Raw genomic sequence first — 24,834 nt, 5'->3', positions numbered from 1 at the left:
CCCGAAATTACTCTGCGGCTTCTGCCAGATCCTGTTCACCAACATACGCAGCGCCGTTGCGCAGGTAGTAGTCGTACATGGATGCCAGAGCACAAGAAACGAGACGAGCACGATCGTTGTCAGCACGGCTGGTGAGGATGATTGGCACGCATGCACCGGTTACGAGGCCAGCTGTTTCTGCATGAGCAAGGAAGGTCAGCTCTTTCACGACCATGTTGCCAGCTTCGAGATTTGGCACGATCAGTACTTCTGCGCGACCTGCAACAACGGACTCAATGCCTTTGGTGCGAGCAGCTTCAAGATCAATCGCGTTATCCATCGCCAGAGGACCGTCAACGATACCGCCTTTGATCTGACCACGCTCAGCCATCTTGGACAGCACTGCTGCATCGATGGTGGATGGGATCGCAGGGTTCACGGTTTCAAGAGCGGACAGGATGCCAACTTTTGGTGGCTCAATGCCGATAGAACGGGCAACGTCGATTGCGTTCTGAGTGATATCAACTTTTGACATCAGGTCTGGTGCAATGTTGATTGCAGCATCAGAGACGATGAGCGGTGTTTCGCGACCCGGAACATCCATTACGAACGCATGTGACAGGCGACGCTTGGTGCGCAGACCACCTTCACGCTTCACAACGTGGCGCAGCAGGTCATCTGTATGAAGGTGACCCTTCATAACGGACCGCACGCGGCCTTCATGAACCAGCGCAACAGCTTTAGCAGCCGCAGAACCTTCATCAGGTGTGTCGATCAACTCGTAACCGGAGATGTCTGCGCCGATTTTGTCAGCAGCAGCCTGAATGCGTTTTTCAGGACCACACAGGATCGGGATGATCAGGCCAGCCTGAGCCGCCATGACTGCACCGCCAAGGGAGTTTGCATCGTCTGGACACACAACAGAAGTCGGGATCGCTGGCAGCTGAGCAGCAGTTGCAACGAGACGATCAAAGTGCTGGTGGCGCTTCATCAGCAGGCCTGGCAGCTCTTCTGCATCGTAAGAAATTGATTTTGTTGGCGCTTCTACGCGAGCTTCACCTTCAGCAACCAGAGTGCCATCGTCAACCTTCACACTTGTTGCAAGGCGGATGATGTTATCTGGCAGTTTTTCCAGAACGGTTACAGTGACGTCGAGAACCTGATCCACTTTGACCTTGTTATGGAAGGAAAGTGTCTGATCGCGGTACACGCAGCCAGGACCTGGGAGGTAGTTGCCGACGACTGCTGAGATCAGAGTAGCGCCCCACATGAACGGTGCGGATGGGCCATCTTTCTTCTCAATGCCTTCCCACTGCGCGTTTGGCAGATGCAGTGGATTGATGTTGCCAGACGCGTGCGCAAAAACGTAAAGATCGTTTGCTGTACAGATGCGGGAGCGAGTGACGGAATCTCCGACCTGGATTTGGTCATAGGTCCGATTGGTAGCCATTGATAGCCTCTTTTCATTTTCCACATACCGCACCAGCCCGAGCTCAAGAGTGTTGCGATAGGGCTCTTGAGGGGAGGTCTCAGCCATACTATCGCAGCTCTGTGACTGTTCAGCGATATGTGCGTTAAATTCTTCGCCAAGCTTGGGGCGCTTATTCAACATTTGAGCTAACAAATCTATCGGTAAAGATCACAAAACAGCAGTTTTTGGCGATCTGCGAAGTTATGACACATCAATATTTAGATTACAGCACTAAATCTTACGTAGTTGTTATTATGACGGCGGCCAGTTTGCGCAATGGTCATCATACTCTACACAGGAGACCCTTCTAGGGAGAAGTATGAAGCTATCGCTTAAAGAAATTGACACAAACTTCTCGCTGTCATCTGCACTTGGTTTAGACACCAGTTTATACAAATTGTTCAATGCTGCCCCTAATAGGAACTTGTATTCAAACTGCGATGTTGAGACGACGTAATATCGCCCATTAATCAGCATCTTGTTTGAAAATGAAATACCATCAGGCTCGCTACCTTGAGGCCAAGGCGGTGCGCTTTTGCTATTCTCCCAACTCCAAACAACTTGAGGTCGATCATTCCTAATTAGGACCATTCCAATTTTGATTTCAATATCGACATCTTCAAACGGGGCCATCTGATGATCGATAGCCCTGTTGATGTCAGCCATCCCATCTGTGACATCATCTGAGCGCGCGATAAGATCCGCAATTGCAGCCCCAGCTTTACTAACACGTCGATCATAAGAAACAGCCGTTGTTAGCTCGACCATACCGAGAAAGAGAAATGCTAACATCGGTAATAAAATTGCAAACTCAATTGACGCCACACCATCTTTATTGGAATAGAGCCATTTGATGTTTTTGCGATAATTCATGAACTTGGCCGACCCTATTTATTAGAAAGGTTCGTTTCTAAAAATTTCTGTTGCAACAAGAATTCGGCTTCCATCTTCTGCCTGACCAAAAATTCCAACCATTCTTGAGCTTATCATTGGCCACGAGCAGACAACTTGAACGATAACAACGTCGCTGGCTTGCCCTGGATCCCACTTCTGTTCCATGACAACTGCGCCATCCTTTACCAATGGTTTGTAATCACGTATGTCACCAAAGTCGTCAAACGCTTCCACATCAATGAAGATTTTGTCTTCAACCGCTTTCAGCAAGCCAGTCCCATTTTCCAAAATAACATTCTTAAACTTAGTTTTATTGTAGTCGCCATTCTCTTGAGCAAAGTGAACTTGACCTGTTCTGATCTGCCTCGCAGCTTCAGCAACAGCATTATCTAATAAGACCTCAACCAGCATCGAGAGGCCGAGTTCCATAATTGCTAATAGGATCCCAAATAGAACCGGAGCGATAAGCGCAAATTCAATCGCCGTCACACCACGAAAATCTGAAAAGAAGCTCAGCAGTGACTTATGGGTAGTGCGCCGATATTCTTTAGCTGTCTCTTTGTGTGACAAGAATTGCATGAGAGCCTACCTGCTATTGACCGTTACCTGCCACGGTTCCGTCTTGCGCCAACTCATTACGAACACTGATGGTGCTGGCGACATCCTCGATCTTTTTCTTATTGTCGCCAAGACGCAGGACTTCGTGGCAGTCGGGGTTGCAGGAGTAGGTGAAGCGGCTGTTGTTGCGTTGGACGGCGACGTAGCCCGCCATTTCTGCTGTTACGGTGATCAGCTCTTCGACAACGGGCTCAGAAGCATCGTTCAGGACAACCAGATTGGTTGTGCCATAGGATTTGCCCGTGATTACGATTGTCACGCGGTCGTGCACTGTCACATCTGCAATGCTTGGATTTCCAAGAATGATGGTTTCGGCTGGCTCTTCGAGACGGAAGACTTTTGCCTGGTCGGCGACCACCTCAACATCCGCTGAGGCGGGTGTGATTGAGGTAGCAGAGATGCCTGCGATCATCGCAGTAGAGATTGCGACAGAGGCAATTTTTGACGAACGGTCAGAGACCTGTTTTTGCAGCTTCCAAAACACGGCAAACCCCACCGAATAACTGTTAAATTTTACTAGTTATTTGTGCGATTATTTTAGTGAACGAAAACCTAATTTGCGCGAATTGACGGGTCAGATATTCCGATAATGCGCTTTATGGTTAAGCACGGGTAAACATCGGCTCAACTTAGCCTCTTCACAGAGGTGAGCTGGCCAAATTCGTTCTCGCCAATGCGTTTAAGAGCCGCCTGAAGCCCTTCATAAGCGACCGTCATTGTGTAACCGTTGGCATGCAGCAAAGTCTCAGAATCAGACATAACGCCCACATGCCCCTTCCAGAACATCAAGTCGCCGCGCTGCAAAGCTGGCAGGCCACTGGAGAGGTCGAGTTGTTCGCCCAGCATGGCTTCCTGCATATCCGCGTCACGTGGGGCATTTATACCGCCGGTCTGGAGTGCAAGTTGGATCAAGCCGGAGCAATCCAGCCCCAGAGTAGAGCGTCCACCCCAAAGATATGGCGTTCCAACCATCGCTTCTGCTGCTTTCACCCAGTCGGCCGCTTTATCAGTCTGCTCTACCAAGTGTTTTTTGACCATAAACGAGCCATCGGCAAGCTGTGCAAACTCCAGCCCGCGCGTGGTCTCATATCCCACAACGCTTACCAGTGCTCCCATGGAGACCTGCCCCAGAGCTGGGCGTTTCATTTCGGCTTCCGGGTAGCGATAGGTGCGCAGGGCAATCACTCTGTGCGTTGCTTGTTCAACAGGCTCCAGCGCGTTCGTCGGCAGCCAGCCGACATATCCGTCTGTTTGCAACTGTCCCCAAGACCACCCTTCTTGCGTTGTCTCAAATACACGAAAGGTTTCGCCAAAATTCAGCTCAGTATCGATTCCGCATGCAACATCTGGCTGAGCACGTAGCTCAATCTTATCTGCTTTGACAGAGTAGTCGGTCCCCTCCACAAAACGCTCAGATTGCACCTGGCCGCGATAGTCAGTGGAAGCCAAATCCGGTCTTACCGGATGTAAACGGCGGTCAAGTTGAGCAGTCATATGAGGCCCCTCCAATCAAAATGGCATAGCGGAGTGATAATGTCTTGGTTCCGCCTTTCGATCAACGCGAAAGGTCCTGAGCTTTTTCTGAGACCAGATCACCAAGCTGTTCCAGATACAGCGCCCCGGCAACTGTGCGTGTGACAACGACATTGCGGCGGTCATTTTCATCACGCTTTCTGGAAAGCAGCTTGTTTGTTCCAAGGGTATCCAGTGCACGCGTAATTGCAGGCTTGGTCACCCCTAGTTTTTGCGCAAGTCCGCGCACGGTATGTGGTGGAGGCTCAAGATATACAGTTAAAAGAATAGACATTTGGCGAGCAGTCAAATCCTGATCTGCTGCGCGCACCAATTCCAACACTACATCATGCCATAGCTTAAGCGCCTGCGACGGGCGGATCTCTACGGGCATATTTTATCGTCCTAATCCCTATTGCAGGCTAAAACCTAGCCTGCAAATCATTTCGGGACCCTTACCAGATTGAGGTATTAAGTAATTTTGACAGCGCAATCTGCACTTTGCTTAGGCAAATCGGGTCTTCAACATGTCAAAAAGTGCCCGAATTGCCTGGGCTTCTCCGCCATGGGTTCTGAAATCTTTCTCAATTGGGGTCCAACCGTAGATATCAAGATGTACCCAGCTTCCCGCGTTTTCAACGAATCTTTGAAGGAACAAAGCTGCAGTGATTGAGCCTGCAAAGCCTGCTCCGCTTGTGTTGATGTTTGCCAGATCAGCTGTTTTGGAGGTGATGTATTTCTTATATGGCTTCCAGAGTGGCAGGCGCCACAAAGGATCATTCACGGCTTCACTGTGAACAGCGATGGTTTCGGCCAAGTCTTCATCGTCAGTATAGTACGGCGGCAAATCAGGCCCCAGCGCGACACGGGCTGCACCTGTCAGCGTTGCCATATCAACAATCAGCTCCGGGCTTTCTTCATCAGCCAGCGCAAGTGCATCCGCCAGGACCAAGCGTCCTTCAGCATCTGTATTTCCGATCTCTACAGAGAGGCCTTTACGGCTTGTGAAAATATCAGAAGGGCGGAAGGAGCGGCCCGAGATCGCATTTTCAACGGCAGGAATAATCACGCGCAAGCGCATTGGCAGCTCGGCTTTCATGATCATTGCTGCCAAGCCAAGAACATTTGCCGCGCCGCCCATATCCTTTTTCATAAGGATCATGCCTGCTGCTGGCTTTACGTCCAAACCGCCACTGTCGAAGATCACCCCTTTGCCGACCAAGGTGATTTTCGGATCAGTCTCTTTGCCCCAAGTCGCATCAATCAGGCGCGGTGCCCTGTCACTGCCGTTGCCGACGGCATGCACAAGCGGGAACTCGTTCTCTAGAACATCGCCCATGATGACCTTTGAAGATCCGCCATGATCTTCAAATAGCTGGCAAGCTGCTGCGGCAAGTTCTTCCGGACCCATATCATTCGCGGGCGTATTGATGAGATCTTTTGCCAGGTGCGCACCAGCGATAATTGGTGCTAGCTCTTCCAAAATGCCCGGCTCGCTGATGACGAGCTGAGACTTTGATGCAGGGACTTTCTTATAAGCATCAAAACGGTAGGCTGCGAGTGAGAACCCGAGAGCGATACCAGCTGGATCTTCAAAGCCTTTTGCAAGTTCAAACGCGCCAGCTGGGAGCTTTTTATTAAGAGCAGCGCCTGTTTCCAAAGCATCTCTCTGGCTTTCACCATATCCAAACAGCACGGTTGCAATATTGCCTGCTTCATTTGGAACTGCCAGAGTCTCCCCAAAAGCAGCTGTAAACTCCTGCGCTTTCGCCCAAGATTTCACCATGGAACCCGCGGCATCAAGATACGCTTCTAACTCACTGGCAGAGAGCGCTACGACCGGGATTGGATTTACTGTTTTATCGGCAGAAATTAACGGTCCGTGCACCGGGAGCTCCATTGATGAGATGTTTGAAATTTGTGTTCTGTCCTATACGGGCAGCGTTGTGGCAACCTAACGGCGTTACTGGTTCTGCGCAAGACATTCAGCTTGCTGCTCCCCCGCCCAACAGTGGGTGCACCTGCACTAAATTAACCAGAAATTAGGGATAGTATTAGATTTTCAAACAATATTTGAATTGCTTCGTTGTTGAGGGTTCTATGGCCGTATTTGACCGCACACACACAACTAAGATGTCTTCTGGCATTTTAAGAAGTGCAACAGCTGTCTCGCTGTTGCTGGTTTGTGGGCTTGCACTTTCCGGCTGCGCAACCAACAAACCACGCGCTCAGGCATCTATCTCACAGAACCAGCAGCTTAAACCTGGCTCACAAGAGATGCAAAAAGCCCTCGCCTATTGGGGCGGTGCTTATGCCAAAGATCAGAAAAATCCACGGACGATCCTGAACTTTGCAGCAGCTTTGAGAATTGATGGCCAGGGCCAGCAAGCAGAAGCAATTTTACGACGTGGTGTCATCGCTAATGCTGATAACAACACGATTGCGGCAAGCTATGGCAAAGTGCTAGCTGAAAACGGCAAGTTGCAGGAAGCGCTCAATGTCATTGACAATGCGTTCGACCCAGCACAGCCAAACTGGAAGATGCTTTCTGCCAAGGCGGCTATTCTGGATCAACTCGGTGACACAAAACAAGCACGCTCAACCTACCAGCAAGCGCTGAAGCTTTCACCAAATGAGCCAACTGTTTTGAATAACCTGGGAATGTCCTACTTGCTGGGAGGCGACCTGCGCAACGCAGAGACGACTTTACGAACAGCACTGGATACCGGCAAAGCTGGCAGTCAGGTTCGCCAGAACCTTGCTCTGACCCTTGGACTGCAAGGCCGGTTTGACGAAGCCGTTCGCGTCGCCCAATCCGATATAGACCCACGCCAAGCCGCCGAGAATGTGGCGTATTTGAAGACCATGCTGGGCAAGGCGTGATGGGTTAGAAAGTTTGCATGACCTGAATTGCAGCCGGTGCGATAATTACAATAAACAACACTGGCATGAAAAACATCATCATTGGTACCGTTAAACGCGGTGGAAGCGCAGCAGCCTTTCGTTCAGCTTCTTGCATTCTCGCCTGTCGGTTTTCATCTGAAAGCACTCTCAATGCAAATCCGATAGGAGTTCCATACTTTTCTGCCTGCATCAGAGCAACAACAACGTCCTTAACACCATCAAGGCCGGTTCGCTCTGCAAGATTCAGATAGGCATTCCTGCGTTCATCTAAAAATGATAATTCAGCAGTCGCCAATACCAGTTCTTCTGCAAGAGCTGCTGACTGAGTACCAACTTCTTCAGCAACTTTTTTAAATGCTGCCTCGATTGACATTCCAGATTCAATGCAGATCAGCATTAGGTCCATTGCGTCTGGCCAAGCCAATCTTATAGATTCTTGCCTTTTTGCTATTTGGTTCTGCACAAAAACGCCTGGACCAACAAAACCAATAGCTGCGACCAATAATGATATCAAAAGGACCCCAGCGATTGAAGTCTCAATCTTGAGAACGACTTCCAGATAGAAAAATGTAAATGCAAAAAATCCAATCGGCAAAATAATTTGCAGAAACAAATAAGTATATAAAGGTGAAGCCCCCCTATATCCCGCCATTTTCAGTTTTCTAATCAAGCTTTCACTAGCCAAAAGATTTTTTAAGTTATATTTATCAACAAACTCACGCACACTCTCTTTCGGACTACTCCGGAGAGAAACACGCTCATTCTCTTTCTGATTTGCGAGTCTACTTCTTTCGCGTGCGCGGATTTGCTCACGCTCAAGCGCGACTGACTTCATTCTACTTTTCAACTCGTCACGATCGAACAGCGGCATAAGTAATGCGTAGATAGTACCCGATACTGCTAAAAGAGTAAGGATAACGACAAAAACATTGCTGTTTCCAAGATCAGCTAAAAACATACCAAGGACCTATATTTTGAAGTCAATCATCTTGCGCATCACCAGTATACCTAACGACATCCAAAACAGACCAATACCAACTAGAATTAGGCCAATTTCGGTTTCAATGAGCAAACCAATATAGTCTGGCGCTACCGCTGAAAGCATTAGTGTCACAAGAAATGGAAGTGAGCCGATAATTGCAGCAGAAGTTTTCGCTTCCTGACTAACGGCTTTAATCTTACCCTTCATTTCTTTGCGTTGACGAAGTGTTTTTGATAAATTACCGAGTGCTTCAGAAAGACTACCGCCAGCTTGAGCTTGAATTGTAATGACGATTGCAAGAAAGTTTGTTTCCTGAAGTGGTACTCTTTTGGGAATATAGTGTATTGCTTCCGCCAACGGCATGCCCATATGCATTTTGTCGAGCACGTGAGCAAACTCAGCTCCGACTGGATCTTTGGATTCTGTTGCAGCAATTTGCATGCAGTCTCCAAGCGGCATTCCTGATTTAATACCGCGCACAATGATATCTACTGCGTTTGGAAACTCATCAAGAAATTTACTGAAACGTTTCTTTCGCTTTCTAGAAACATAAAGTCGCGGTAAACCGAAGATGCCAACAAAAAGTAGTGCAAACGAAATCCAGATCGGTTGACCAAGCAATACGCTGATAAGAAAGATAGAAAGACCACAACCAACCGAAATTACGTAAAACTTAGGCTTTGACCAAGTTAGACCAGCTTGCCCAATCCAATCTGCAAAAATTGGTTTATCAGCATTTTTTTTCTTTGCTGCCTGAGCAGCCTCCATCGTCTTAAGTTGATCTTGTACTGATTTCCGCCTCGCAGTTGTATCTACTCTTTTGGCACTACTCCCAGCCACAGAATTACTACTATTAACAAGGCCTTCTTTTCGTTTATCTAGTTTGTCTCTAGAGAACATTGGCATCAAAAGCGTGAACGTGACACCCACAACGCTCACCATAATCAAAGCTGTAATCAGATAATCTGCCAGCGGAGAAGCCAGAAAGCTATTCAGGTCAGCCATGCAGCCCTCCAGAAACATCTGAAGCATCTAGCGCGCGGGCTAGCCGCTCTTCCTCGTTGAAGTATCTTGCTCTTTCCCAGAAGAGCGGACGTCCTATGCCGGTAGAGCGATGCTGGCCTATGATTTTGCCATTCGCGTCTTCTCCTGTGATGTCATAGGTGAAGAGATCTTGTGTCGTGATGACATCTCCCTCCATTCCGACGACTTCGGTAATATGGGTAATGCGACGCGAACCATCTCTCAAGCGTGCAGCCTGGACAATCACATCAATAGAGCCAACAATGATCTCGCGTACAGTTTTAGATGGAAGAGAGAAACCTCCAAGAGCAATCATGGATTCAATACGCTTCAAGCACTCACGTGGGGAGTTGGAGTGAATCGTACCCATTGAGCCATCGTGACCGGTGTTCATCGCCTGAAGCAAGTCAAAGACTTCCGGGCCACGCACCTCACCTACAATGATCCGCTCAGGGCGCATACGCAGACAGTTTTTCACGAGGTCACGCATTGTGATCTCACCCTCACCTTCCAGATTTGGAGGTCTGGTTTCCAATCTGACGACATGTGGCTGCTGAAGTTGGAGTTCGGCGCTATCTTCGCAAGTGATAATGCGTTCCGTGCTATCGATATAGCGCGTTAAGCAGTTCAAAAGCGTGGTTTTGCCTGAACCCGTACCACCAGAAATAACCGTATTACATTGGACCCGGCCGATAATTTCCAGGATCTCAGCGCCTTCAGGCGAAATCGAACCAAAATTCACCAACTGGTCGAGTGTAAGCTTGTCTTTCTTAAACTTACGAATTGTCAGCGCTGGTCCGTCCAATGACAGTGGTGGGGCAATCACGTTTACACGAGAACCATCAGGAAGGCGCGCATCACATATCGGGCTGGCTTCATCTACACGACGACCAACCTGAGACACAATTCGCTGGCAAATGTTCATCAGCTGACGATTATCGCGAAACTGGATGTTGGTTTGCTCCACCATGCCAGCCGTTTCGATATAGATGGTGTTCGCCCCATTCACCATGATATCGGCAATGTCATCACGGGCTAATAGCGGCTCAAGTGGTCCATAACCCAACACATCGTTGCAAATGTCTTCAAGCAGATCTTCTTGCTCAGAAATCGACATGACGAGGTTTTTGAGGGCGATGATGTCATTGACGACATCCCGGATCTCGTCACGTGCATCTTCTTGATCCAACCGGCTCAATTGCGAAAGATCGATTGCCTCCACCAATGCATTGAAAATCGATGCCTTGGTTGCGTAGTACTCCTGAGTTCGTTGTGTTTCAGGAGCAGTTTCATTGGGCTTTTCCTGCTGAACTTCGGCGCCAGACGACTTAGGTTTTGCAGTGCTTGGTGTGTCCTGAACAGCAGGCTTTGTTGCCTGTTTCTGTATCGCAGGATTTATTGGAGCAGACTTTGGATTTTTGTTTCCAAATTCACCGTTGCCACGTCTACCAAACATATTCTTCCGCCTTTGAAATCAGCACAAAATCAACCAGAGGACTATTTGCGGACTTTTTTAATAAGAGATGCGATGAGTGACTTGCTTTTTGTATACGTTTCAGCCTTGCCCGTGACCTTGGCCGCAATCTCTTCAAACAAACCCGCAACAGCGTGTTTGCTATCAAACTCTGCAATCATCTGACCGTTGTTAGATGCAGTCCCAAACAATGCAGGCTCAAACGGCATTACCGCTAAAGAAACCACATCTAAAGCGCTACTAAACTCATCAGGCTTAATTTCAGGTCGTTTCGGAATGCCAACCTTGTTCAAAACCAAGTATGGTTTTGTGTCATTTGGTCGGAGTTGACCAATGCTATCTACTAGATTCTTTGCATTTCGAAGATTTGCTAAATCAGGCTCAGCTACAATCAAGACTTCGTCTACATGTGCAAGGATATGCCGTACCCAGCTGTTCCACGTGTGCGGCAAGTCAAGAACGACAGTCGGCGTTCCTTTCTGCATGACCTCAATAACTTGATCAAACTTCTCAGTATCAAAATCGTAGGTTTGATCAAGCGTAGCTGGTGCTGCTAACAATCTGAGACGGTCATTACACTTAGCAAGAAGGCGATCCAGTAGCGTGTCATCAAGCCGCTCAGGAGATGCAATTGCTTCCATTATGCCTTGTAATGGGTCTTGATTAAAATCTAAACCTGCTGTTCCAAATGGCAAATCCAAATCAGCAATGGCAACATCGTTGTCGAGTGTTTTCGCAATTGACCAAGACAGATTATGAGCAACTGACGATGCACCACATCCACCTTTAGCACCGATTACAGCCACAGTTCGACCGAAGGGTTCCGCGTCAGTATTTGCATAAAATTGACCAATGGTATTTATTAATTGAGGGATATCAATTGGTCCGACAATGTACTCGCCGACACCTCTGCTAATGAGCGTTCTGTACAAGTTGACATCATTTATGCGCCCAATAACAAGAACATTAGTCCCAGCATCACAATACTCAGCCAGCCGATCTAACTCAGCGATCATCTCTTTTGGATTAGACAACGATTCGACAATCAAGAAGTTAGGTGTAGCGGCACTTTCAAATGTTTCTACAGCTGCGGGAATACCACCTTGTCGCACCATCGTATGCGTCTTCGACATCCGGCGATCTAAGCTCGCATTCTGGATCGTCTCTGATGTTCTCGAATCCACGCAAAATGCCTGAACAGAAATTCGCGGAATATTTACAAACTGAAAGTCAGAAGTTGAAAGCTGACTCGTCGTTTCTTGCCGTGATGAGGCATCTGAATCGAACTGCGCTAAATCGCTCATAGTTTATCCCACTAGTTCTGCGCCACGGATGATACGTTTGTGCCAACACCAGCTCCATACTGACCTGCAGTCAGGTCTCCAGATCGGTTGTTTGCCAAAATCTCATTGGTTCTCGAGGGATCATTCGGTCCCAAGGGGCGTGGTCGCAACAGGTCTGTCGGATTATCGACCATCGCAGCGAGGTTTGCCTGAGTAGCACACCCGAAGTTGTGATAGTCTGTGTTTTGAGGATTGCTTATCATCGCATCAGGCCAATTGCCGCAATCACGCACAATCCCTTTCACACGCATAAATGAAAGACGAACTGGTGCTGATGCACTCATGTCAGACACCGCGTAGCTCCTCATAACGATATGATTTGCGGCTACCCCACCTTTTTTCAATGCGGTGCGAATCTGAGGGGAAATAGCTTTTGCTGCTGCTTCATTCCCAGAACCTGACGGAACCAAAACCTCAACAAATCCATTTCCATCGATATCAGCTTGCTTACCAAACGCAGCAACCGCCGTTTTCATGGACCCATTCAAATTACGCATCTCCCCAGCTACGGGAATATCAAAGTTTTCAGGCGCCTCTGTAATGACAATCGGATGTCTTTTCCGATAGTCAAAGTCTGCAATCGACTGATGTTCAACATATGATGGTTGTGACTGACATGCTCCAAGCATAGCAACAGCACCGAGCACTACTGAAGCTTCTCTCAATTTGCGTACACATTTCAAAGTGGGTGACAGTAGGGTATTCATTTCACTTGTCCTCACTCGTAAATGTAGCCAATTTTGCCGTGATAATTCCCTTTCACAGGAGCGTCTGTTCCCCTGTAAATCCGACTTAATTGGTTTAGAAAGATTGTAGATTGATCACTTGGTGCTGCAAAATTATCATCAGGTCGCGCAACTTGAGATCGCGCGATTGGTCTCACAACATAAGGCGTCACAAAAATTACAAGTTCAGTTTGGCGATTGATATAATCGCGGCTCTTAAACATGGTACCGAGAATTGGGATATTCTTTAAGCCAGGTATCCCGTCAATCTCCTGCCCATAATTCTGCTTCAGGAGACCTGCCATAACCAAGGTTCCTCCAGAAGGGAGCTCGAGTGTAGACTCCGCTCGGCGAACTTTAAGTGCAGAAACGGCAATAGCACCGGCGATACTTACAGCGCCTTCAGAACTTAACTCACTGACTTCGGTTTTTACACGCAGCTTGATGCGTCCTTCTGAAAGAACGACAGGAGTGAAATCCAACCCAACACCAAAAGGTTTAAATTCAAGACTTACTTTATTGTCTTCGTAAGCAACCGGGATCGGGAACTCACCACCGGCGAGGAAGCTAGCGTTTTCGCCAGAGACCGCTACAAGTGTTGGCTCCGCCAGTGTTCTCATTACCCCTTCACGCTCGAGCGCTTTGATCGTGGGATTAAGCGTACCGCCATCGAACCCTAACTTACCTGCCAGGGATCCTGCATTTACGACAGAAGGGTTGATGTTATAAGCAGGCGACGTATTGAAATTGACATCAAGAGCACCAATTTTGAGTGAGCCTTGGAGGTTAACGCCAAGCTGCTTAATCGTCGTCCGGTCAACTTCAGCGACTGTTACTTTAAGCTGGACCTGATCTTTCTCAGCAACCGCAATTGTATTGACAATTTTTTTACTATCGTTGCCCACAAACTGCAGCGCGATATCGTAGGCTTGTTGTGCTTCAAGGGCGGAGATTGCTGTTCCTGAAAGGACGACACTCTGATTGACGACGTCAGCATTGATCGCGGAGTTCGGCAGCAGTCGTTGGATGAGGTCGACCAATCCGGATGGATCAGGCTGTACATTTAGGTTAAACGATGCCAGTTGGCGGCCACCATTGCCAAACAAAACCAGCGAGGCTTGACCGATTGTATTACCAAAGACGAAAACGCGGGTTCTGGTGCGGACAACAGCATCTGCAATATCTGGATTTGAGACAAGGACGTCGCGAACTTCCTCGTTTGTGTTGAGGACGATAGATCTTCCTTTACCAACATTCAGTTGGCGGACATGGTCGCGATGCTGGGAAGTGACTTCCACCGTGGCTTCAAAATTGTTCTGAGCGAATGCGATCTGCGGTCCGACAAGCGCTAGAGCAAAGATCAGAAGGAACTGCATGAGAGTTCCGCTGAGGCGACATTTTTGCGGTAAACTTCTCGCCAGACTAATTTGTCGATGAAAAACCATAGTTTACCTACTAATTTCCGTTAACAGACTGGGAGGCAATCCCGTATTTTACGAACTTCACACCACCTTTGACGCGCGGCGGTTGCTTCAAACCGTCTCTGGAATCTGCAGCACTGCGCAATGAGAGCGAGAGAGTTCCCATCTGGGTTGCGCGAGCGATAGCCTCAGCCTCGTGGGGCAAGAGTTCCAGTGTAGCTGTTTGGTCTGGAGACATCGCCTTCTCACTGTTTTCAGAGGCCGTCGTGGTATCGATAGCGAGCACCTTGATATTCTCGAGGAGCGTTTCACTGATGAAGCCGTCTTCGCGTTTTTTGGCTTGCATGCTGATCAGCACGTCAACCTTGTCTCCTGGAAGGATGAAACCACCTGCGGTAGAGACTGCATCAACAGGAACAGCAACGGCGCGTTTTCCTTTTGGGAGGATCGCTGCCAGGAAGCCTTTGTCCGTATCAATGAGACGCTCTGCACGGATTGGTTCGCCACTAAACATCGCTGCTTTGATAATCTGTCCCAGAAATTCTTCATCTGCATTTGGACTTGAGCCGCGCAAGATTACGCCATCAGTTACAGATTCTTCTGGCCATTTAGCCCAAGCTAAATCGCCTTGGATAAGAGATGTACCGACTTTGAGATCCTGCGCTGCAACAAGAATATCCAGTGACGGAATTTCTTGTACTGGAGCAACAATGGTTGGCGACTGCTCCCGGGAACCGGAAGACAGGTTCAGCCAGGCGGCCAACCCGCCGGCGCTTAAAGCGATAATTAAAACTAGTAATCTGGAGGCCTTCATGTGGCACCCACCCTCTAAGAGATTTAGCTAAGCAGCATTCGTTAACCCTAATTTGAGCAAAAATTGTCAAGACATAGTTAATATTCCGTAACATCACTACATTTGTATTTTTTACTTATGTGCATAGAGTCAAATTAGGAATATGCATGAACAGCAATAGGTTAGCGCCAGTGAAAGCACACTAGTTCAAAACATTAATACTTTACTAAGATGAATTGCTCGCGAAATGCTCAGAAAGTTGGAATTTGAGCAAACCAGAAGGTCTTCGGGTACACCTGAATCCCCGCAATTGCGATTGCAATCCCGTATGGAACGCCTGCTTTTCTGTCATGCAATCTTAAGAGCCATTCCTGCCCCTGCATGAACTGCGGAAAGTACGGAACCCTACGCAAGGCCAGGATAACCAGCGTTAATGCTCCGCCATAAATGCTGGTCAGCAAAATAAAGTCCAGCATGTTCATCGAGAGACCGAGCCAAAGAGAGATTGCAGCGAGGAACTTCACATCACCGCCGCCCATAACACCGAGCGCGAACAGACCGAAGCCGACAACCATCACACCGAAGCCGAGTGCGAAGCTCATGCCAACCTGTTCTAGGGGCAATTGCAATAAGAAGGCCAGACTGACAAAGGCAACGACTATAATCAGGTTGAGCTTGTTCGGAATCGTCATTGTGAAGAGATCAAAGAATGCGGCGATTGCAAGCAACAATGGAAAAATGATCAATAGTCCATTTGCAATCATGTCGTGATCTCCCCCACAAATACCATGTTATGGTTTTGCAAGGGTAATTCCAAAGAAGGCCTTAACACTTGGTAGTTTTGTCTCGCTAAAATTCATTTATTTACAAATTTAATTGTTTGGCTTCACCAGTTCCCACAATTGAAGATCACGCTCGGCTGCGTTTGGCTGCGCAGTGGTATTCTTAGCAATAAAAGAGGCACTGCTGAGCGTTGGTGCGGACACCATGGCAAGAATCGCCAGAGCGATGAGGCCAGAGATGAGGCTGAATTCAATAGTCGCGCTGCCCAGATCTCGCTGGAACAAACCTCGGATTATGGAGAGCATCAGGTCACAACTTAATTGTTATAGTTGTGTTTGATGCTACTCCTTGCAGCTAAACCTTAGATTGATCCCTGCACTCAACTTCTTCCGTTATTTGGCACTCTAAACTAAGGTTTCATCAAGAATCAGGTGAACTTAATACCCGACCTCCAAATCAACTAGGTTCTCGAGCGCTTCACCTCGTTCAAAGCCCTTGATTTGCTGAGCAACATATTCGGAGAGAGCTTGCGGGTCGCTCTCAGCTGCCACATGTGGTGTGATGATGCAGTTTTTCTGCCGCCAGAGAGGACTTGTGTCAGCCAGAGGCTCGATTGCGAACACGTCAAGGCTGGCACCTTTGAGCTGGCCGGATGTCAAAGCTGTGTCGATCGCAGCTTCATCCTGAGTCGCACCACGTCCGGCGTTGATGTAGACAGGCCCTCCTAATGCGCCAGATTGAGGCAACATAGCCAATCGCTCTGCATTGACCAGCTTGTGCGTTGCAGGTGTTGAGGGCAACAGATTGATCAGAATATCAGTACGATTAAGGAACGCCTCAAGCTGGTCTTCACCGGCAAAGCTTTCAATGCCATCTACATCTTTTGGCGAGCGAGACCACCCGGCAACGTTAAAGCCCAGCGCTTTGAGGGCTTTTGCAGAGTCCAACCCCAGCTCACCAAGCCCCAGAACACCAACGCGTACGTCCTTTGCTGCCCATTGCCTGTGTCCATGCCAAACACCTGCCTCCTGCTGAGCGGCATAAGTTAAATGTTGGCGATGGTGGAGAAGCGTTTGGAAGACCACCCACTCTGTCATGCGGCTGGTGAGGTCTGGGTCAACAATCCGAACCAACGGGAGGTTGGGGAGTTCCGGCAATGAGGTCAGATGATCGACACCTGCGCCCAGTGAAAAGATCACCTTGAGGTTTGGCAGGGCGGCAAAGGCAGCTGGGACTGGTTTCCAGGCAAGGAGATATTCTGCTTTTTCGGGCTCAGCGACGCCGCCGTTCCAGCCCTCAATCTTTCGATTGGGAAGAAGTGCCTGCAAACGGTCAATCCACTCAGGTTCGTTGAAGCTTTTGAGAGATAAGACCAGGTTCATGAGGCACTCCATTGTTGAGCGTATTTTTTGTTTGAGACCAGCAGGCTCATCTCACAAATACGCTGTAATATATCAATCTGCGATTTGTTTTATTCAGAGTCGACGAATTCAGCAAGCTGTTGGCGCTTACGGTCGACGACCAGACGTGTGACATCCGGTCGGCTGTAGTGGCCGGTCGGGTCAAAGAGTTGGCGATCTGCTCGCACCAAGGCGTGATCCAGTTCTGCTGTGATCAGGAGTTCTTTACCAACCTGTGGCGCTACCACCCACGATCCATCAGGTGCAGCGATACAAGACCCGCCATCAGCGAGAAACTCACCACTGTTTTCAAGTATTTCTGCTAGTTCTGGCGTATCCGTTGGGAAATCTGCAGCACGCATCAGCCCTGAGACTGACAGCACGTAGCTTCTGCTTTCTTTGGCAACAAAGCGTGTTGGATCCTCTGTGTTCCGCAGGCCACCCGGCCAGACGGCGACATGCAGGTCTTCTCCTTGCGCATACAGGGCGACGCGTGACAAGGGCATCCAGTTTTCAGCGCAGTTCAGGCCACCAACCGTAAAGCGGCCCAGCGGATGGACACGCAAGCCGTTACCATCTCCCGGCGCCCACGCAAGTCGTTCGGCATAGCTTGGCTGCAGTTTACGGTGCGCAGAACCAATCTCTCCGTTTTGATCAATGTAGACCAGTGTGCAGTACAGACTATGCCCGCTTCTGTTTGCTGCCCTCTCCATAACACCGAGATACACGGAAATGCTGTGTTTCTTTGCTGCTGTACAGACAGCATTCAGATGACCATCCTCAATCACCACGGCTTGATCAAGGCATTTGGCGTACATGGCTTTTTGCTTTGGGTCATTGAAGCGTGCACCGTCTGTGCGTTCAATCCAGAACGGATAGCCCGGCACTAATGTCTCTCCAAATGCAACCAGCTGGCAGCCCTGCTTGCCAGCAAGTTCCACTGCATCAATCACTTTGTCCAAGGTCGCTTCACGCTTCAGCCAGACTGGAGCGATCTGCGCGAGGGCGACTTTGATTTTGTCAGATGCGGACGGGTCGTGAGATAAATGCGTTGCTTCCAAAATTTCCATAATTCAATACTCAGCTTGCAGATGCGAAGATCACACTCGGGTTTGGCGGGGCTGCAAACAACAGAGTCTATCATTCAGGCAATGAAGCACGTCAGCACCACCTGCTTTGAGATTCTGTTATTTCAAGTCTTGATCTTACTATGAGGCAGGGGTGCCTGTAGCTGGTCGTATCCCTCAACTTTACTGAATTTTTTGAGAGACAAAACCTAAGCTAATCAAAACCCTGCCCCAATAAATCTGCCTGAGTACTTAATTTTATTCAGCGTCGATGAAATCCGCGAGTTGTTGACGTTTCCGATCAACGATCAAGCGTGTCACATCTGGTCGGCTGTAATGACCCGTTGGATCAAAGTTCTGGCGTTCACCACGTACCACGGCATGGTCCAGTTCTGCTGTAATCAGAACTTCCCTACCGACTTGCGGCTCTACCACCCAGGACCCATCTGGCGCAGAGAGGCAGGAACCACCGTTTGCGAGAAAATCATCGCTGTTCTCAAGGATCTTGGCAAGTTCCAGCGTGTCTTCCGGGAAATCTGTTGGGCGCATGAGGCCAGAGACTGAGATCACATAGCTTCTGCTTTCTTTGGCAACAAAGCGGGTTGTGTCTTCGGTGTTGTGTCGCCCACCCGGCCAAACGGCAACGTGAAGGTCTTCTCCTTGCGCATAAAGGGCAGCGCGAGACAGAGGCATCCAATTTTCGAAGCAATTGAGGCCACCCACGGTGAAGCGGCCCAGCGGATGGACACGCAAGCCGTTTCCATCGCCCGGTGCCCAGGCAAGGCGCTCCTCAAAGGTCGGTTGTAGCTTGCGGTGCGAGGAGCCGATCTCACCATTCTGGTTGATGTAGACCAGCGAACAATAGAGACTATGACCGCTTCTGTTTGCAGCACGCTCCATGACACCGAGATACACAGCGATGTTGTACTTCTTCGCAATCACACAGATGCCATCGAGATGGCCGTCTTCAATCACCACGCCCTGTTCAAGGTATTCCGCGTAAATCGCTTTTTGCTTCGGGTCGTTGAAACGTGCACCGTCTGTGCGTTCTATCCAGAACGGATAGCCCGGGACCAGTGCTTCGCCGAAGGTGACAAGCTGGCAGCCTTGTTTTCCTGCAAGTTCTACCGCATCAGCCACTTTTTTCAGTGTTTCTTCTCGCTTCAACCAGACCGGAGCGATCTGTGCAAGCGCGACTTTGACCCGGTCAGATTCGGCAGGGTTTTGTGTTGTATGTGTTGCTTCTAAAATTTCCATGGGGATCTACTCAGGTTGCGAAAATGTCAGAGTCACTGGCAAATGCCTTGAATTCGAGAGCATTGCCCGAAGGATCTTTGATGAAAAAAGTTCCCTGCTCTCCCGGTTGCCCTTCGAACCTGATTTTCGGTTCCAGCAACCATTCAATAGTTTCATGTGTTTTCAGTCGATCAGCAAGCGTCTTCCATTCATCCATTGGCAAAACAACGCCAAAATGAGGAATGGGAACTGCATCTCCATCAACAACACCAGTGACTCCAAGGGGAAATTGTGATTTTTCACGAAGGTGGGCGGACATCTGGTGTCCAAACAGGTCAAAATCGACCCATTTGCCTTCAAGTTCACGGCCCTGTTTACATCCAAGCACGCCCATGTAGAACGCCTTGGTTTGTTCCAGATCATCAATCGGAAATGCCAGATGGAATGGACGCGCCATGTTCAGCCTCACCTTACTTTCAAACTAAAAACCGTATTCAGGTAGGGGCATTGAGGGCCACTTACCTAGAATAGGCTCTATACCCAAAACTCATGCTGGAGTTGTTTTAAACTACGTAAAATCTCATAGATAGGCCAATGACAGTCACATAGACATGAGTTAAACTCATAGCATGAGCCGACATAGTCTTTCGATCACTTCGCATATCCTTTCCGTTCTTCCTGTTTTTGATGCAGCAGCGCGGCATGGGAGCTTTACCCGGGCAGCACGGGAGCTTGGCATCACGCAAGGGGCTGTATCCCGCCGTATTCAGAATCTAGAAGAGCAGCTGGGGTTGGTGTTGTTTTCCCGTCAGGGAAAAACGCTGGCCCTTACTCAAGATGGGTTGCTGCTGAGCCAGAAGGCAAAGAACGCGTTGAAGCTGGTGGAAGATCTTGAGCATGAGCTGAAGGGTTCAGTCTCTGGTCAGCTGCGTATCGGCACGCTTCCCTCACTCGCCAATCTCTGGTTTATGGAGCGGATCAAAGGCTTTAAGCAGGCCTATCCTGCTATCAGCGTTGATCTTGTTACCATCCCAGCCGACTTTTCAGCTGGTCATAAGGATCCAGTTAACTGGGATCCGTCCAGTGTGGATGTGGCGCTTACTGTTGGGCGTGGCAGTTGGCCTGCTCTGGAAAGCCACCGGATTTGTGATGAAGAGATGGTTTTGGTTTGTCATCCAAGCCTGTTGGGGGATACCCAGACGGAGAGCATAAAAGACCTTCTGGGCCTGCCCCGCCTCATTCATTCCACGCGACTTGGTAGTTGGGAATACTGGGCAAAAGCACACAAGCTATCAAGCTACCTGCCTGGAGATACATCCCTCTCCTTTGAGCACTTTTTCATGGTTCTGGAGGCAGCACGACAGGGGCTTGGCCTTGCCTTGCTTCCTTCATTGCTAATTGAGAAAGATCTGGCAGATGGAACGCTGATCGAGCCAGTCCCTGCACGGCATATGACGGGGAACACCTATTACATCGTTGGGAGTTCAGCTGCCTGGAGGCGTCCGGCCGTGGCCGCCTTGCGTGATCATCTACTACAGATCGAATAGGTGCTTATCGCCGATCAAACTGAAAGGGTGATGGCAACTCATCTTCTGCAAGGTGTGTTGTTTGTGGGGCTTGTGATGCGGATGATGAGACGTGGTCTGTTGCTTTGCCGCCCAATTGCATCTCATCAATCTTGCGAGCTCGGTTGCCGATTTTGTCGCCTGAGATCATGATCTGGTCCAGATCTTTGTTGGTCTGGGCAAAATGGGTTTGCAGTTTGGAGACACGCTCTGTCAGACGTCCAACATCCAGCAGGAGCTTACCAACTTCAGCCTGAATGAAGTGAGCTTGTTCACGCATGCGGGCATCGCGCAGCACAGACTGGATCACCTGCACAGCAAGGACAAGCAGAGACGGTGATACGATGACCACGCGCAGGCGGTGGGCTTTCTGCGTCAGGTCCGGGAAGCCTTCGTGGATCTCCGCAAAGAGACTTTCGGAGGGGACGAACATCAGCGCTGTGTCTTGCGTCTCACCTGGAAGCAAATACTTGCCTGCGATGTCTTCCAGATGCTTGGAGATATCCTTTCGGAAGCGAGCAGCAGCTTCTTTCAGGTCTTGTTTGGTTTCGGCATCCTTGATTGCGGCGAAGGCTTCCAACGGGAACTTAGCATCCACCACCAGCGGCGGAGCACCTGTCGGCATATGAATCAGACAATCAGGTCGGGAACGATTGGAGAGTGTGCTTTGAAACGAAAAGCTTGTTGACGGCAAGGCGTCATCAATGATTGCTTCCATACGCCCTTGGCCGAATGCGCCGCGGGTTTGTTTGTCGTTCAAAACCATCTGTAGGTCAGTCACCTGCCCTGCCAGCTCACCCATGGTTTTATTCGCTTTGTCGAGCAGTGCCATACGTTCTTGCAGGCCCGTGAGGCTGGCATGGGTTTGGCGGTGGGTTTCCAGAACAGACGCACCCAGCGTTTTTCCAAGACCATCCAGACGATCATTCACCACACGCATGAGATCTGACTGACGGGAGCCAAACACTTCCGCCATGGTTTGCATGCGGCCTGTCATTTCACCCTGAGAGCGCACTAGGTTTGCCAAGGCAGCTTCGGTATCCTCTGCCCGCTTTTGCTCCAGCACCGATGTACCACGCACTCTGTTCAGTTTTGCCCGCAGGCTCATGATCCAGATGAGCAGCAAAAGGAAAAAAAGGCCTCCAGTAACTATGGTTGCCTGAATATATGAGAGGGTGAATGCACCGTATGTGAAGACTGTCTGTTCCATGAAACAAACATAGAACACTTTGCAAGACCGCGATACCTCTCAGCTTTCTTGGATGCACTGCAACCCACATCCTTCAATTGATGGGGAGTATCCATTAAATGCTGCTAGCCAAAAGCCTATAGTCAACGACTTGGCAAAGTTCTCATAAGAGGATATGAAGCCTAAACAACACTATCAGCTGGCCTCACGTTGAGCAGACAGCTTTGCAACGAGAACAACTTCAAAAGTAATTATGACGATTCGCGAGATAAAATTTGTCCCGGAAAACTGCCTTCGCGAGAAGTGCGCTCCGATTGAAGACATCAACGACGAAATCAGAAAACTTGCCGACGATATGCTGGCGACCATGTATGACGCGCCGGGCATTGGCCTTGCAGCAAGTCAGATTGGCGTTTTGAAGCGTATGTTCGTTCTTGATGTTGCAGAGCGCGAGAGCGAAGAAGACGATTCCGTCGAGAAAGAGCCAATGGTGTTCGTCAACCCAGAGATCACGTGGTCGTCTGAGGAGAAGAGCACTTATCAGGAAGGTTGCCTGTCCATTCCTGGCGTTTACGAGGATGTTGAGCGCCCAAGCGAAGTGCGCGTTTCCTTCCTCAACATTGAAGGTGAGAAGCAGGAAATTGAAGCTGGCGGTTTGCTGGCCACCTGCATTCAGCATGAGCTGGACCATCTGAACGGTGTGCTGTTCATCGATTACCTGTCCCGACTGAAGCGTGACCGGATCGTGAAGAAGATGATCAAGCAGGCAAAACAAGCCTGATCAACTCAGTACTGCAAGCGGAATAAGCGGCCTTCTTTGGAGAGCCGCTTTTTTTGTTGTTTTTTCCTTGTCCTTCCCTACCAGCTGACGCATTAAGTCTGGAACACAAGAATTAAAGCCAGGCAGGTCAGCTATGTCATTGCGCGTCATCTTTATGGGTACTCCTGATTTCTCCGTTCCAACTCTCTTTGAGATCGTCGGGCAAGGTTGGGATGTGGTTGCCTGTTACTCGCAGCCCCCACGCAAAGCTGGACGCGGTATGGAGCTGAAGAAGACGCCGGTGCATGAAGCTGCTGAAAGCCTTGGCATTCCTGTCTTCACACCAACCTCCCTGAAAAGCGAAGACGAACAGGAACGGTTCCGCTCGTTTGAAGCTGATGTGGCTGTTGTTGTGGCTTATGGCCTGTTACTGCCAAAAGCCATTTTAGAAGGCACTGAGCACGGCTGTCTGAATGGCCATGCCTCTTTACTTCCACGCTGGCGCGGTGCGGCCCCGATTAACCGGGCAATCATGGCTGGCGACAAGGCCTCTGGCATTCAGGTGATGCAGATGGAAGAAGGGCTGGATACTGGCCCTGTGTGCATGTCTGAAACCGTTGCGATTACTGAAGACATGACAGCAGGCGAGCTGCATGACCGTCTGTCTGCTTTGGGCGGCGATTTGATGATGCGTGCGCTGTCTGCTCTGTCTCGTGGTGGTCTTGGTGCTACGCCTCAACCTGAAGAGGGCGTGACCTACGCCAAGAAGATCCAGAAGAGCGAAACACGCATCGACTGGTCTTTGCCAGCTGAGCAGGTGCACAACCACATTCGCGGCCTTTCTCCATTCCCCGGTGCATGGTGTGAGATGGATTTGGGTGGCAAGAACCCTGAGCGCGTGAAAATCCTGCGCAGCAGTGTCGCTGAAGGTGCAGGCGCTGCTGGAGAGGTCCTGGTTGTTGATGAGACCACGCTGACCATTGCGTGCGGTTCTGGTGCGATCAAGCTGGTTCAGGTTCAACGGGCTGGCAAAAAGGCGATGTCTGCTGATGAATTTTTACGTGGCTCTAAGCTTAGTGCCGGAGACACGGTTTCCTGACCCTGTTTAATCAGATAGGCTTTTCTTAAGAAACATCAGGAAGCACGGAGGCATCATGGTTGAGTTCCACCAGATTGGAGAGGATCAAGTTGGTCTCCGTACGCCTGAAAAGAATGACGAGCCTGCGATTTTGTCTTTGCTCGTCAAAGCCTTTGGGCAGAGCAACGAAGGACGCCTGGTTGAGCGACTGCGTGCTTGTGGTGCGTTGGTTCTTGAACGGATTGCGACAGACGATGACGGCAAGCTGCTCGGCCACTTGGCATTTTCCCGTGTGACGGGAACGGGAGAAGGACACCGCCTGAAAATCAGCTGCCTTGCACCGGTTTGCGTTGATCCATCCTCTCAAAACAAAGGTGTTGGCACAAAGCTCATTCAGGAAGCATTGGATGACTTGCAGGGACTGGGGGAAGACCTGGTTCTGGTGTTAGGGGCTCCTGATTACTACTCCCGCTTTGGTTTTGACAGCGAACTGGCCAAGAAGGTGCAAGGACCATATGCCGGGCCAATCTTTATGGCATTGCCTTTTACGCAGGCAGGACGAGAAGACCTGCCGGTTGAAGTTACCTATGCCACACCTTTTCGAGAGTTTGAGTAGG

The 24,834-nt window shown here is 49.5% G+C and carries 26 protein-coding genes; 5 read left to right on the top strand and 21 right to left on the bottom strand.

What is annotated here, in order from left to right; translation table 11 throughout:
• Window positions 1-7 precede the first annotated feature (7 nt).
• The 7 genes from PsAD13_RS05780 to PsAD13_RS05750 form a co-directional block, all read right to left on the bottom strand.
• A complete protein-coding gene (locus PsAD13_RS05780; protein WP_063317661.1) occupies window positions 8-1,429 on the bottom strand; it encodes a bifunctional enoyl-CoA hydratase/phosphate acetyltransferase in 1,422 nt (473 codons plus the stop codon).
• Window positions 1,430-1,702: 273 nt separating this feature from the next.
• Entirely contained in the window at window positions 1,703-2,323 is a 621-nt protein-coding gene (locus tag PsAD13_RS05775; RefSeq protein WP_063317533.1) for a TadE/TadG family type IV pilus assembly protein, read from the bottom strand.
• A gap of 21 nt (window positions 2,324-2,344) precedes the next feature.
• Window positions 2,345-2,923 carry a TadE/TadG family type IV pilus assembly protein gene (locus PsAD13_RS05770; RefSeq protein ID WP_057464152.1) on the bottom strand — a complete coding sequence of 193 codons (579 nt, stop codon included), beginning with the start codon at window positions 2,921-2,923 and terminating at the stop codon, window positions 2,345-2,347.
• A gap of 13 nt (window positions 2,924-2,936) precedes the next feature.
• Window positions 2,937-3,446 (bottom strand): pilus assembly protein N-terminal domain-containing protein, encoded by a 510-nt coding sequence (locus PsAD13_RS05765; RefSeq protein WP_208981047.1) that lies wholly within the window; start codon window positions 3,444-3,446, stop codon window positions 2,937-2,939.
• A 140-nt stretch (window positions 3,447-3,586) separates the two neighbouring features.
• The gene (locus PsAD13_RS05760) at window positions 3,587-4,456 is read right to left on the bottom strand and encodes an NlpC/P60 family protein (protein WP_063305569.1); all 870 of its coding nucleotides are present in this window, start codon (window positions 4,454-4,456) and stop codon (window positions 3,587-3,589) included.
• Between the two features lie 61 nt (window positions 4,457-4,517).
• Window positions 4,518-4,868 (bottom strand): MarR family transcriptional regulator, encoded by a 351-nt coding sequence (locus tag PsAD13_RS05755; RefSeq protein ID WP_063286786.1) that lies wholly within the window; start codon window positions 4,866-4,868, stop codon window positions 4,518-4,520.
• Window positions 4,869-4,979: 111 nt separating this feature from the next.
• The gene (locus PsAD13_RS05750; RefSeq protein WP_063305624.1) at window positions 4,980-6,362 is read right to left on the bottom strand and encodes a leucyl aminopeptidase family protein; all 1,383 of its coding nucleotides are present in this window, start codon (window positions 6,360-6,362) and stop codon (window positions 4,980-4,982) included.
• 212 nt (window positions 6,363-6,574) lie between these two features.
• Between PsAD13_RS05750 and PsAD13_RS05745 the strand changes: the two genes are divergently transcribed.
• Window positions 6,575-7,357 carry a tetratricopeptide repeat protein gene (locus tag PsAD13_RS05745; protein WP_057464155.1) on the top strand — a complete coding sequence of 261 codons (783 nt, stop codon included), beginning with the start codon at window positions 6,575-6,577 and terminating at the stop codon, window positions 7,355-7,357.
• 4 nt (window positions 7,358-7,361) lie between these two features.
• On the opposite strand, the gene PsAD13_RS05740 is transcribed toward PsAD13_RS05745, so the two are convergent.
• The 13 genes from PsAD13_RS05740 to PsAD13_RS05680 form a co-directional block, all read right to left on the bottom strand.
• A complete protein-coding gene (locus tag PsAD13_RS05740) occupies window positions 7,362-8,336 on the bottom strand; it encodes a type II secretion system F family protein (RefSeq protein ID WP_057464156.1) in 975 nt (324 codons plus the stop codon).
• A 9-nt stretch (window positions 8,337-8,345) separates the two neighbouring features.
• A complete protein-coding gene (locus PsAD13_RS05735) occupies window positions 8,346-9,365 on the bottom strand; it encodes a type II secretion system F family protein (protein ID WP_084404652.1) in 1,020 nt (339 codons plus the stop codon).
• Complete coding sequence (locus PsAD13_RS05730; RefSeq protein WP_063317532.1) at window positions 9,358-10,839, bottom strand: CpaF family protein; 1,482 nt, start codon at window positions 10,837-10,839, stop codon at window positions 9,358-9,360. Before PsAD13_RS05730 ends, PsAD13_RS05735 begins: the two co-directional genes overlap by 8 nt.
• 41 nt (window positions 10,840-10,880) lie before the next feature.
• Window positions 10,881-12,161: an AAA family ATPase gene (locus PsAD13_RS05725; protein WP_063305568.1), complete on the bottom strand. Its 1,281-nt coding sequence runs from the start codon at window positions 12,159-12,161 to the stop codon at window positions 10,881-10,883.
• 11 nt (window positions 12,162-12,172) lie between these two features.
• Window positions 12,173-12,907 (bottom strand): CpaD family pilus assembly protein, encoded by a 735-nt coding sequence (locus PsAD13_RS05720; RefSeq protein ID WP_084404651.1) that lies wholly within the window; start codon window positions 12,905-12,907, stop codon window positions 12,173-12,175.
• Between the two features lie 11 nt (window positions 12,908-12,918).
• Entirely contained in the window at window positions 12,919-14,301 is a 1,383-nt protein-coding gene (locus PsAD13_RS05715; RefSeq protein ID WP_063317531.1) for a type II and III secretion system protein family protein, read from the bottom strand.
• A 79-nt stretch (window positions 14,302-14,380) separates the two neighbouring features.
• Window positions 14,381-15,160, bottom strand: coding sequence for a Flp pilus assembly protein CpaB (gene cpaB, locus PsAD13_RS05710; protein WP_063317530.1), 780 nt, complete (start codon window positions 15,158-15,160; stop codon window positions 14,381-14,383).
• A 230-nt stretch (window positions 15,161-15,390) separates the two neighbouring features.
• Window positions 15,391-15,903, bottom strand: coding sequence for a prepilin peptidase (locus PsAD13_RS05705; protein WP_057464161.1), 513 nt, complete (start codon window positions 15,901-15,903; stop codon window positions 15,391-15,393).
• A 108-nt stretch (window positions 15,904-16,011) separates the two neighbouring features.
• A complete protein-coding gene (locus PsAD13_RS05700) occupies window positions 16,012-16,227 on the bottom strand; it encodes a hypothetical protein (protein ID WP_063317529.1) in 216 nt (71 codons plus the stop codon).
• A gap of 132 nt (window positions 16,228-16,359) precedes the next feature.
• Window positions 16,360-17,304 (bottom strand): glyoxylate/hydroxypyruvate reductase A, encoded by a 945-nt coding sequence (locus tag PsAD13_RS05695; protein WP_208986451.1) that lies wholly within the window; start codon window positions 17,302-17,304, stop codon window positions 16,360-16,362.
• Between the two features lie 89 nt (window positions 17,305-17,393).
• Window positions 17,394-18,392 (bottom strand): carbon-nitrogen hydrolase family protein, encoded by a 999-nt coding sequence (locus tag PsAD13_RS05690; protein WP_063317527.1) that lies wholly within the window; start codon window positions 18,390-18,392, stop codon window positions 17,394-17,396.
• Window positions 18,393-18,647: 255 nt separating this feature from the next.
• Window positions 18,648-19,646, bottom strand: coding sequence for a carbon-nitrogen hydrolase family protein (locus PsAD13_RS05685; protein ID WP_063317526.1), 999 nt, complete (start codon window positions 19,644-19,646; stop codon window positions 18,648-18,650).
• A gap of 10 nt (window positions 19,647-19,656) precedes the next feature.
• Window positions 19,657-20,082 (bottom strand): VOC family protein, encoded by a 426-nt coding sequence (locus PsAD13_RS05680; protein WP_057464166.1) that lies wholly within the window; start codon window positions 20,080-20,082, stop codon window positions 19,657-19,659.
• Between the two features lie 172 nt (window positions 20,083-20,254).
• Between PsAD13_RS05680 and PsAD13_RS05675 the strand changes: the two genes are divergently transcribed.
• Window positions 20,255-21,172 (top strand): LysR substrate-binding domain-containing protein, encoded by a 918-nt coding sequence (locus PsAD13_RS05675; RefSeq protein ID WP_063317525.1) that lies wholly within the window; start codon window positions 20,255-20,257, stop codon window positions 21,170-21,172.
• Between the two features lie 4 nt (window positions 21,173-21,176).
• On the opposite strand, the gene rmuC is transcribed toward PsAD13_RS05675, so the two are convergent.
• Window positions 21,177-22,400 carry a DNA recombination protein RmuC gene (rmuC, locus tag PsAD13_RS05670; protein WP_208986450.1) on the bottom strand — a complete coding sequence of 408 codons (1,224 nt, stop codon included), beginning with the start codon at window positions 22,398-22,400 and terminating at the stop codon, window positions 21,177-21,179.
• A gap of 232 nt (window positions 22,401-22,632) precedes the next feature.
• Between rmuC and def the strand changes: the two genes are divergently transcribed.
• The 3 genes from def (at window position 22,633) to PsAD13_RS05655 (ending at window position 24,833) form a co-directional block, all read left to right on the top strand.
• On the top strand, window positions 22,633-23,160 hold the full coding sequence (gene def / locus PsAD13_RS05665; protein WP_057464169.1) for a peptide deformylase: 528 nt from the start codon (window positions 22,633-22,635) through the stop codon (window positions 23,158-23,160).
• A 133-nt stretch (window positions 23,161-23,293) separates the two neighbouring features.
• The gene (fmt, locus tag PsAD13_RS05660; RefSeq protein ID WP_063317523.1) at window positions 23,294-24,238 is read left to right on the top strand and encodes a methionyl-tRNA formyltransferase; all 945 of its coding nucleotides are present in this window, start codon (window positions 23,294-23,296) and stop codon (window positions 24,236-24,238) included.
• 55 nt (window positions 24,239-24,293) lie between these two features.
• On the top strand, window positions 24,294-24,833 hold the full coding sequence (locus PsAD13_RS05655; RefSeq protein WP_057464171.1) for an N-acetyltransferase: 540 nt from the start codon (window positions 24,294-24,296) through the stop codon (window positions 24,831-24,833).
• Window position 24,834 lies beyond the last annotated feature (1 nt).

Source organism: Pseudovibrio sp. Ad13, assembly GCF_001623225.1.
In the GTDB taxonomy this organism is placed as follows: Bacteria; Pseudomonadota; Alphaproteobacteria; order Rhizobiales; family Stappiaceae; genus Pseudovibrio.
This window is presented reverse-complemented; position numbering and strand designations above follow the sequence as displayed.

What these genes read in the sequence shown, in the direction of transcription:
- PsAD13_RS05675 (WP_063317525.1), top strand. Translation starts at nt 20,255, where the DNA reads ATGAGCCGACATAGTCTTTCGATCACTTCGCATATCCTTTCCGTTCTT.
- PsAD13_RS05735 (WP_084404652.1), bottom strand. Translation starts at nt 9,365, where the DNA reads ATGGCTGACCTGAATAGCTTTCTGGCTTCTCCGCTGGCAGATTATCTG.
- PsAD13_RS05760 (WP_063305569.1), bottom strand. Translation starts at nt 4,456, where the DNA reads ATGACTGCTCAACTTGACCGCCGTTTACATCCGGTAAGACCGGATTTG.
- PsAD13_RS05740 (WP_057464156.1), bottom strand. Translation starts at nt 8,336, where the DNA reads ATGTTTTTAGCTGATCTTGGAAACAGCAATGTTTTTGTCGTTATCCTT.
- PsAD13_RS05770 (WP_057464152.1), bottom strand. Translation starts at nt 2,923, where the DNA reads ATGCAATTCTTGTCACACAAAGAGACAGCTAAAGAATATCGGCGCACT.
- PsAD13_RS05685 (WP_063317526.1), bottom strand. Translation starts at nt 19,646, where the DNA reads ATGGAAATTTTAGAAGCAACACATACAACACAAAACCCTGCCGAATCT.
- PsAD13_RS05695 (WP_208986451.1), bottom strand. Translation starts at nt 17,304, where the DNA reads ATGAACCTGGTCTTATCTCTCAAAAGCTTCAACGAACCTGAGTGGATT.
- rmuC (WP_208986450.1), bottom strand. Translation starts at nt 22,400, where the DNA reads ATGGAACAGACAGTCTTCACATACGGTGCATTCACCCTCTCATATATT.
- fmt (WP_063317523.1), top strand. Translation starts at nt 23,294, where the DNA reads ATGTCATTGCGCGTCATCTTTATGGGTACTCCTGATTTCTCCGTTCCA.
- PsAD13_RS05700 (WP_063317529.1), bottom strand. Translation starts at nt 16,227, where the DNA reads ATGCTCTCCATAATCCGAGGTTTGTTCCAGCGAGATCTGGGCAGCGCG.
- PsAD13_RS05655 (WP_057464171.1), top strand. Translation starts at nt 24,294, where the DNA reads ATGGTTGAGTTCCACCAGATTGGAGAGGATCAAGTTGGTCTCCGTACG.
- PsAD13_RS05705 (WP_057464161.1), bottom strand. Translation starts at nt 15,903, where the DNA reads ATGATTGCAAATGGACTATTGATCATTTTTCCATTGTTGCTTGCAATC.
- PsAD13_RS05720 (WP_084404651.1), bottom strand. Translation starts at nt 12,907, where the DNA reads ATGAATACCCTACTGTCACCCACTTTGAAATGTGTACGCAAATTGAGA.
- PsAD13_RS05680 (WP_057464166.1), bottom strand. Translation starts at nt 20,082, where the DNA reads ATGGCGCGTCCATTCCATCTGGCATTTCCGATTGATGATCTGGAACAA.
- PsAD13_RS05745 (WP_057464155.1), top strand. Translation starts at nt 6,575, where the DNA reads ATGGCCGTATTTGACCGCACACACACAACTAAGATGTCTTCTGGCATT.
- PsAD13_RS05690 (WP_063317527.1), bottom strand. Translation starts at nt 18,392, where the DNA reads ATGGAAATTTTGGAAGCAACGCATTTATCTCACGACCCGTCCGCATCT.
- cpaB (WP_063317530.1), bottom strand. Translation starts at nt 15,160, where the DNA reads ATGAAGGCCTCCAGATTACTAGTTTTAATTATCGCTTTAAGCGCCGGC.
- PsAD13_RS05780 (WP_063317661.1), bottom strand. Translation starts at nt 1,429, where the DNA reads ATGGCTACCAATCGGACCTATGACCAAATCCAGGTCGGAGATTCCGTC.
- PsAD13_RS05715 (WP_063317531.1), bottom strand. Translation starts at nt 14,301, where the DNA reads ATGCAGTTCCTTCTGATCTTTGCTCTAGCGCTTGTCGGACCGCAGATC.
- def (WP_057464169.1), top strand. Translation starts at nt 22,633, where the DNA reads ATGACGATTCGCGAGATAAAATTTGTCCCGGAAAACTGCCTTCGCGAG.
- PsAD13_RS05775 (WP_063317533.1), bottom strand. Translation starts at nt 2,323, where the DNA reads ATGAATTATCGCAAAAACATCAAATGGCTCTATTCCAATAAAGATGGT.
- PsAD13_RS05755 (WP_063286786.1), bottom strand. Translation starts at nt 4,868, where the DNA reads ATGCCCGTAGAGATCCGCCCGTCGCAGGCGCTTAAGCTATGGCATGAT.
- PsAD13_RS05730 (WP_063317532.1), bottom strand. Translation starts at nt 10,839, where the DNA reads ATGTTTGGTAGACGTGGCAACGGTGAATTTGGAAACAAAAATCCAAAG.
- PsAD13_RS05725 (WP_063305568.1), bottom strand. Translation starts at nt 12,161, where the DNA reads ATGAGCGATTTAGCGCAGTTCGATTCAGATGCCTCATCACGGCAAGAA.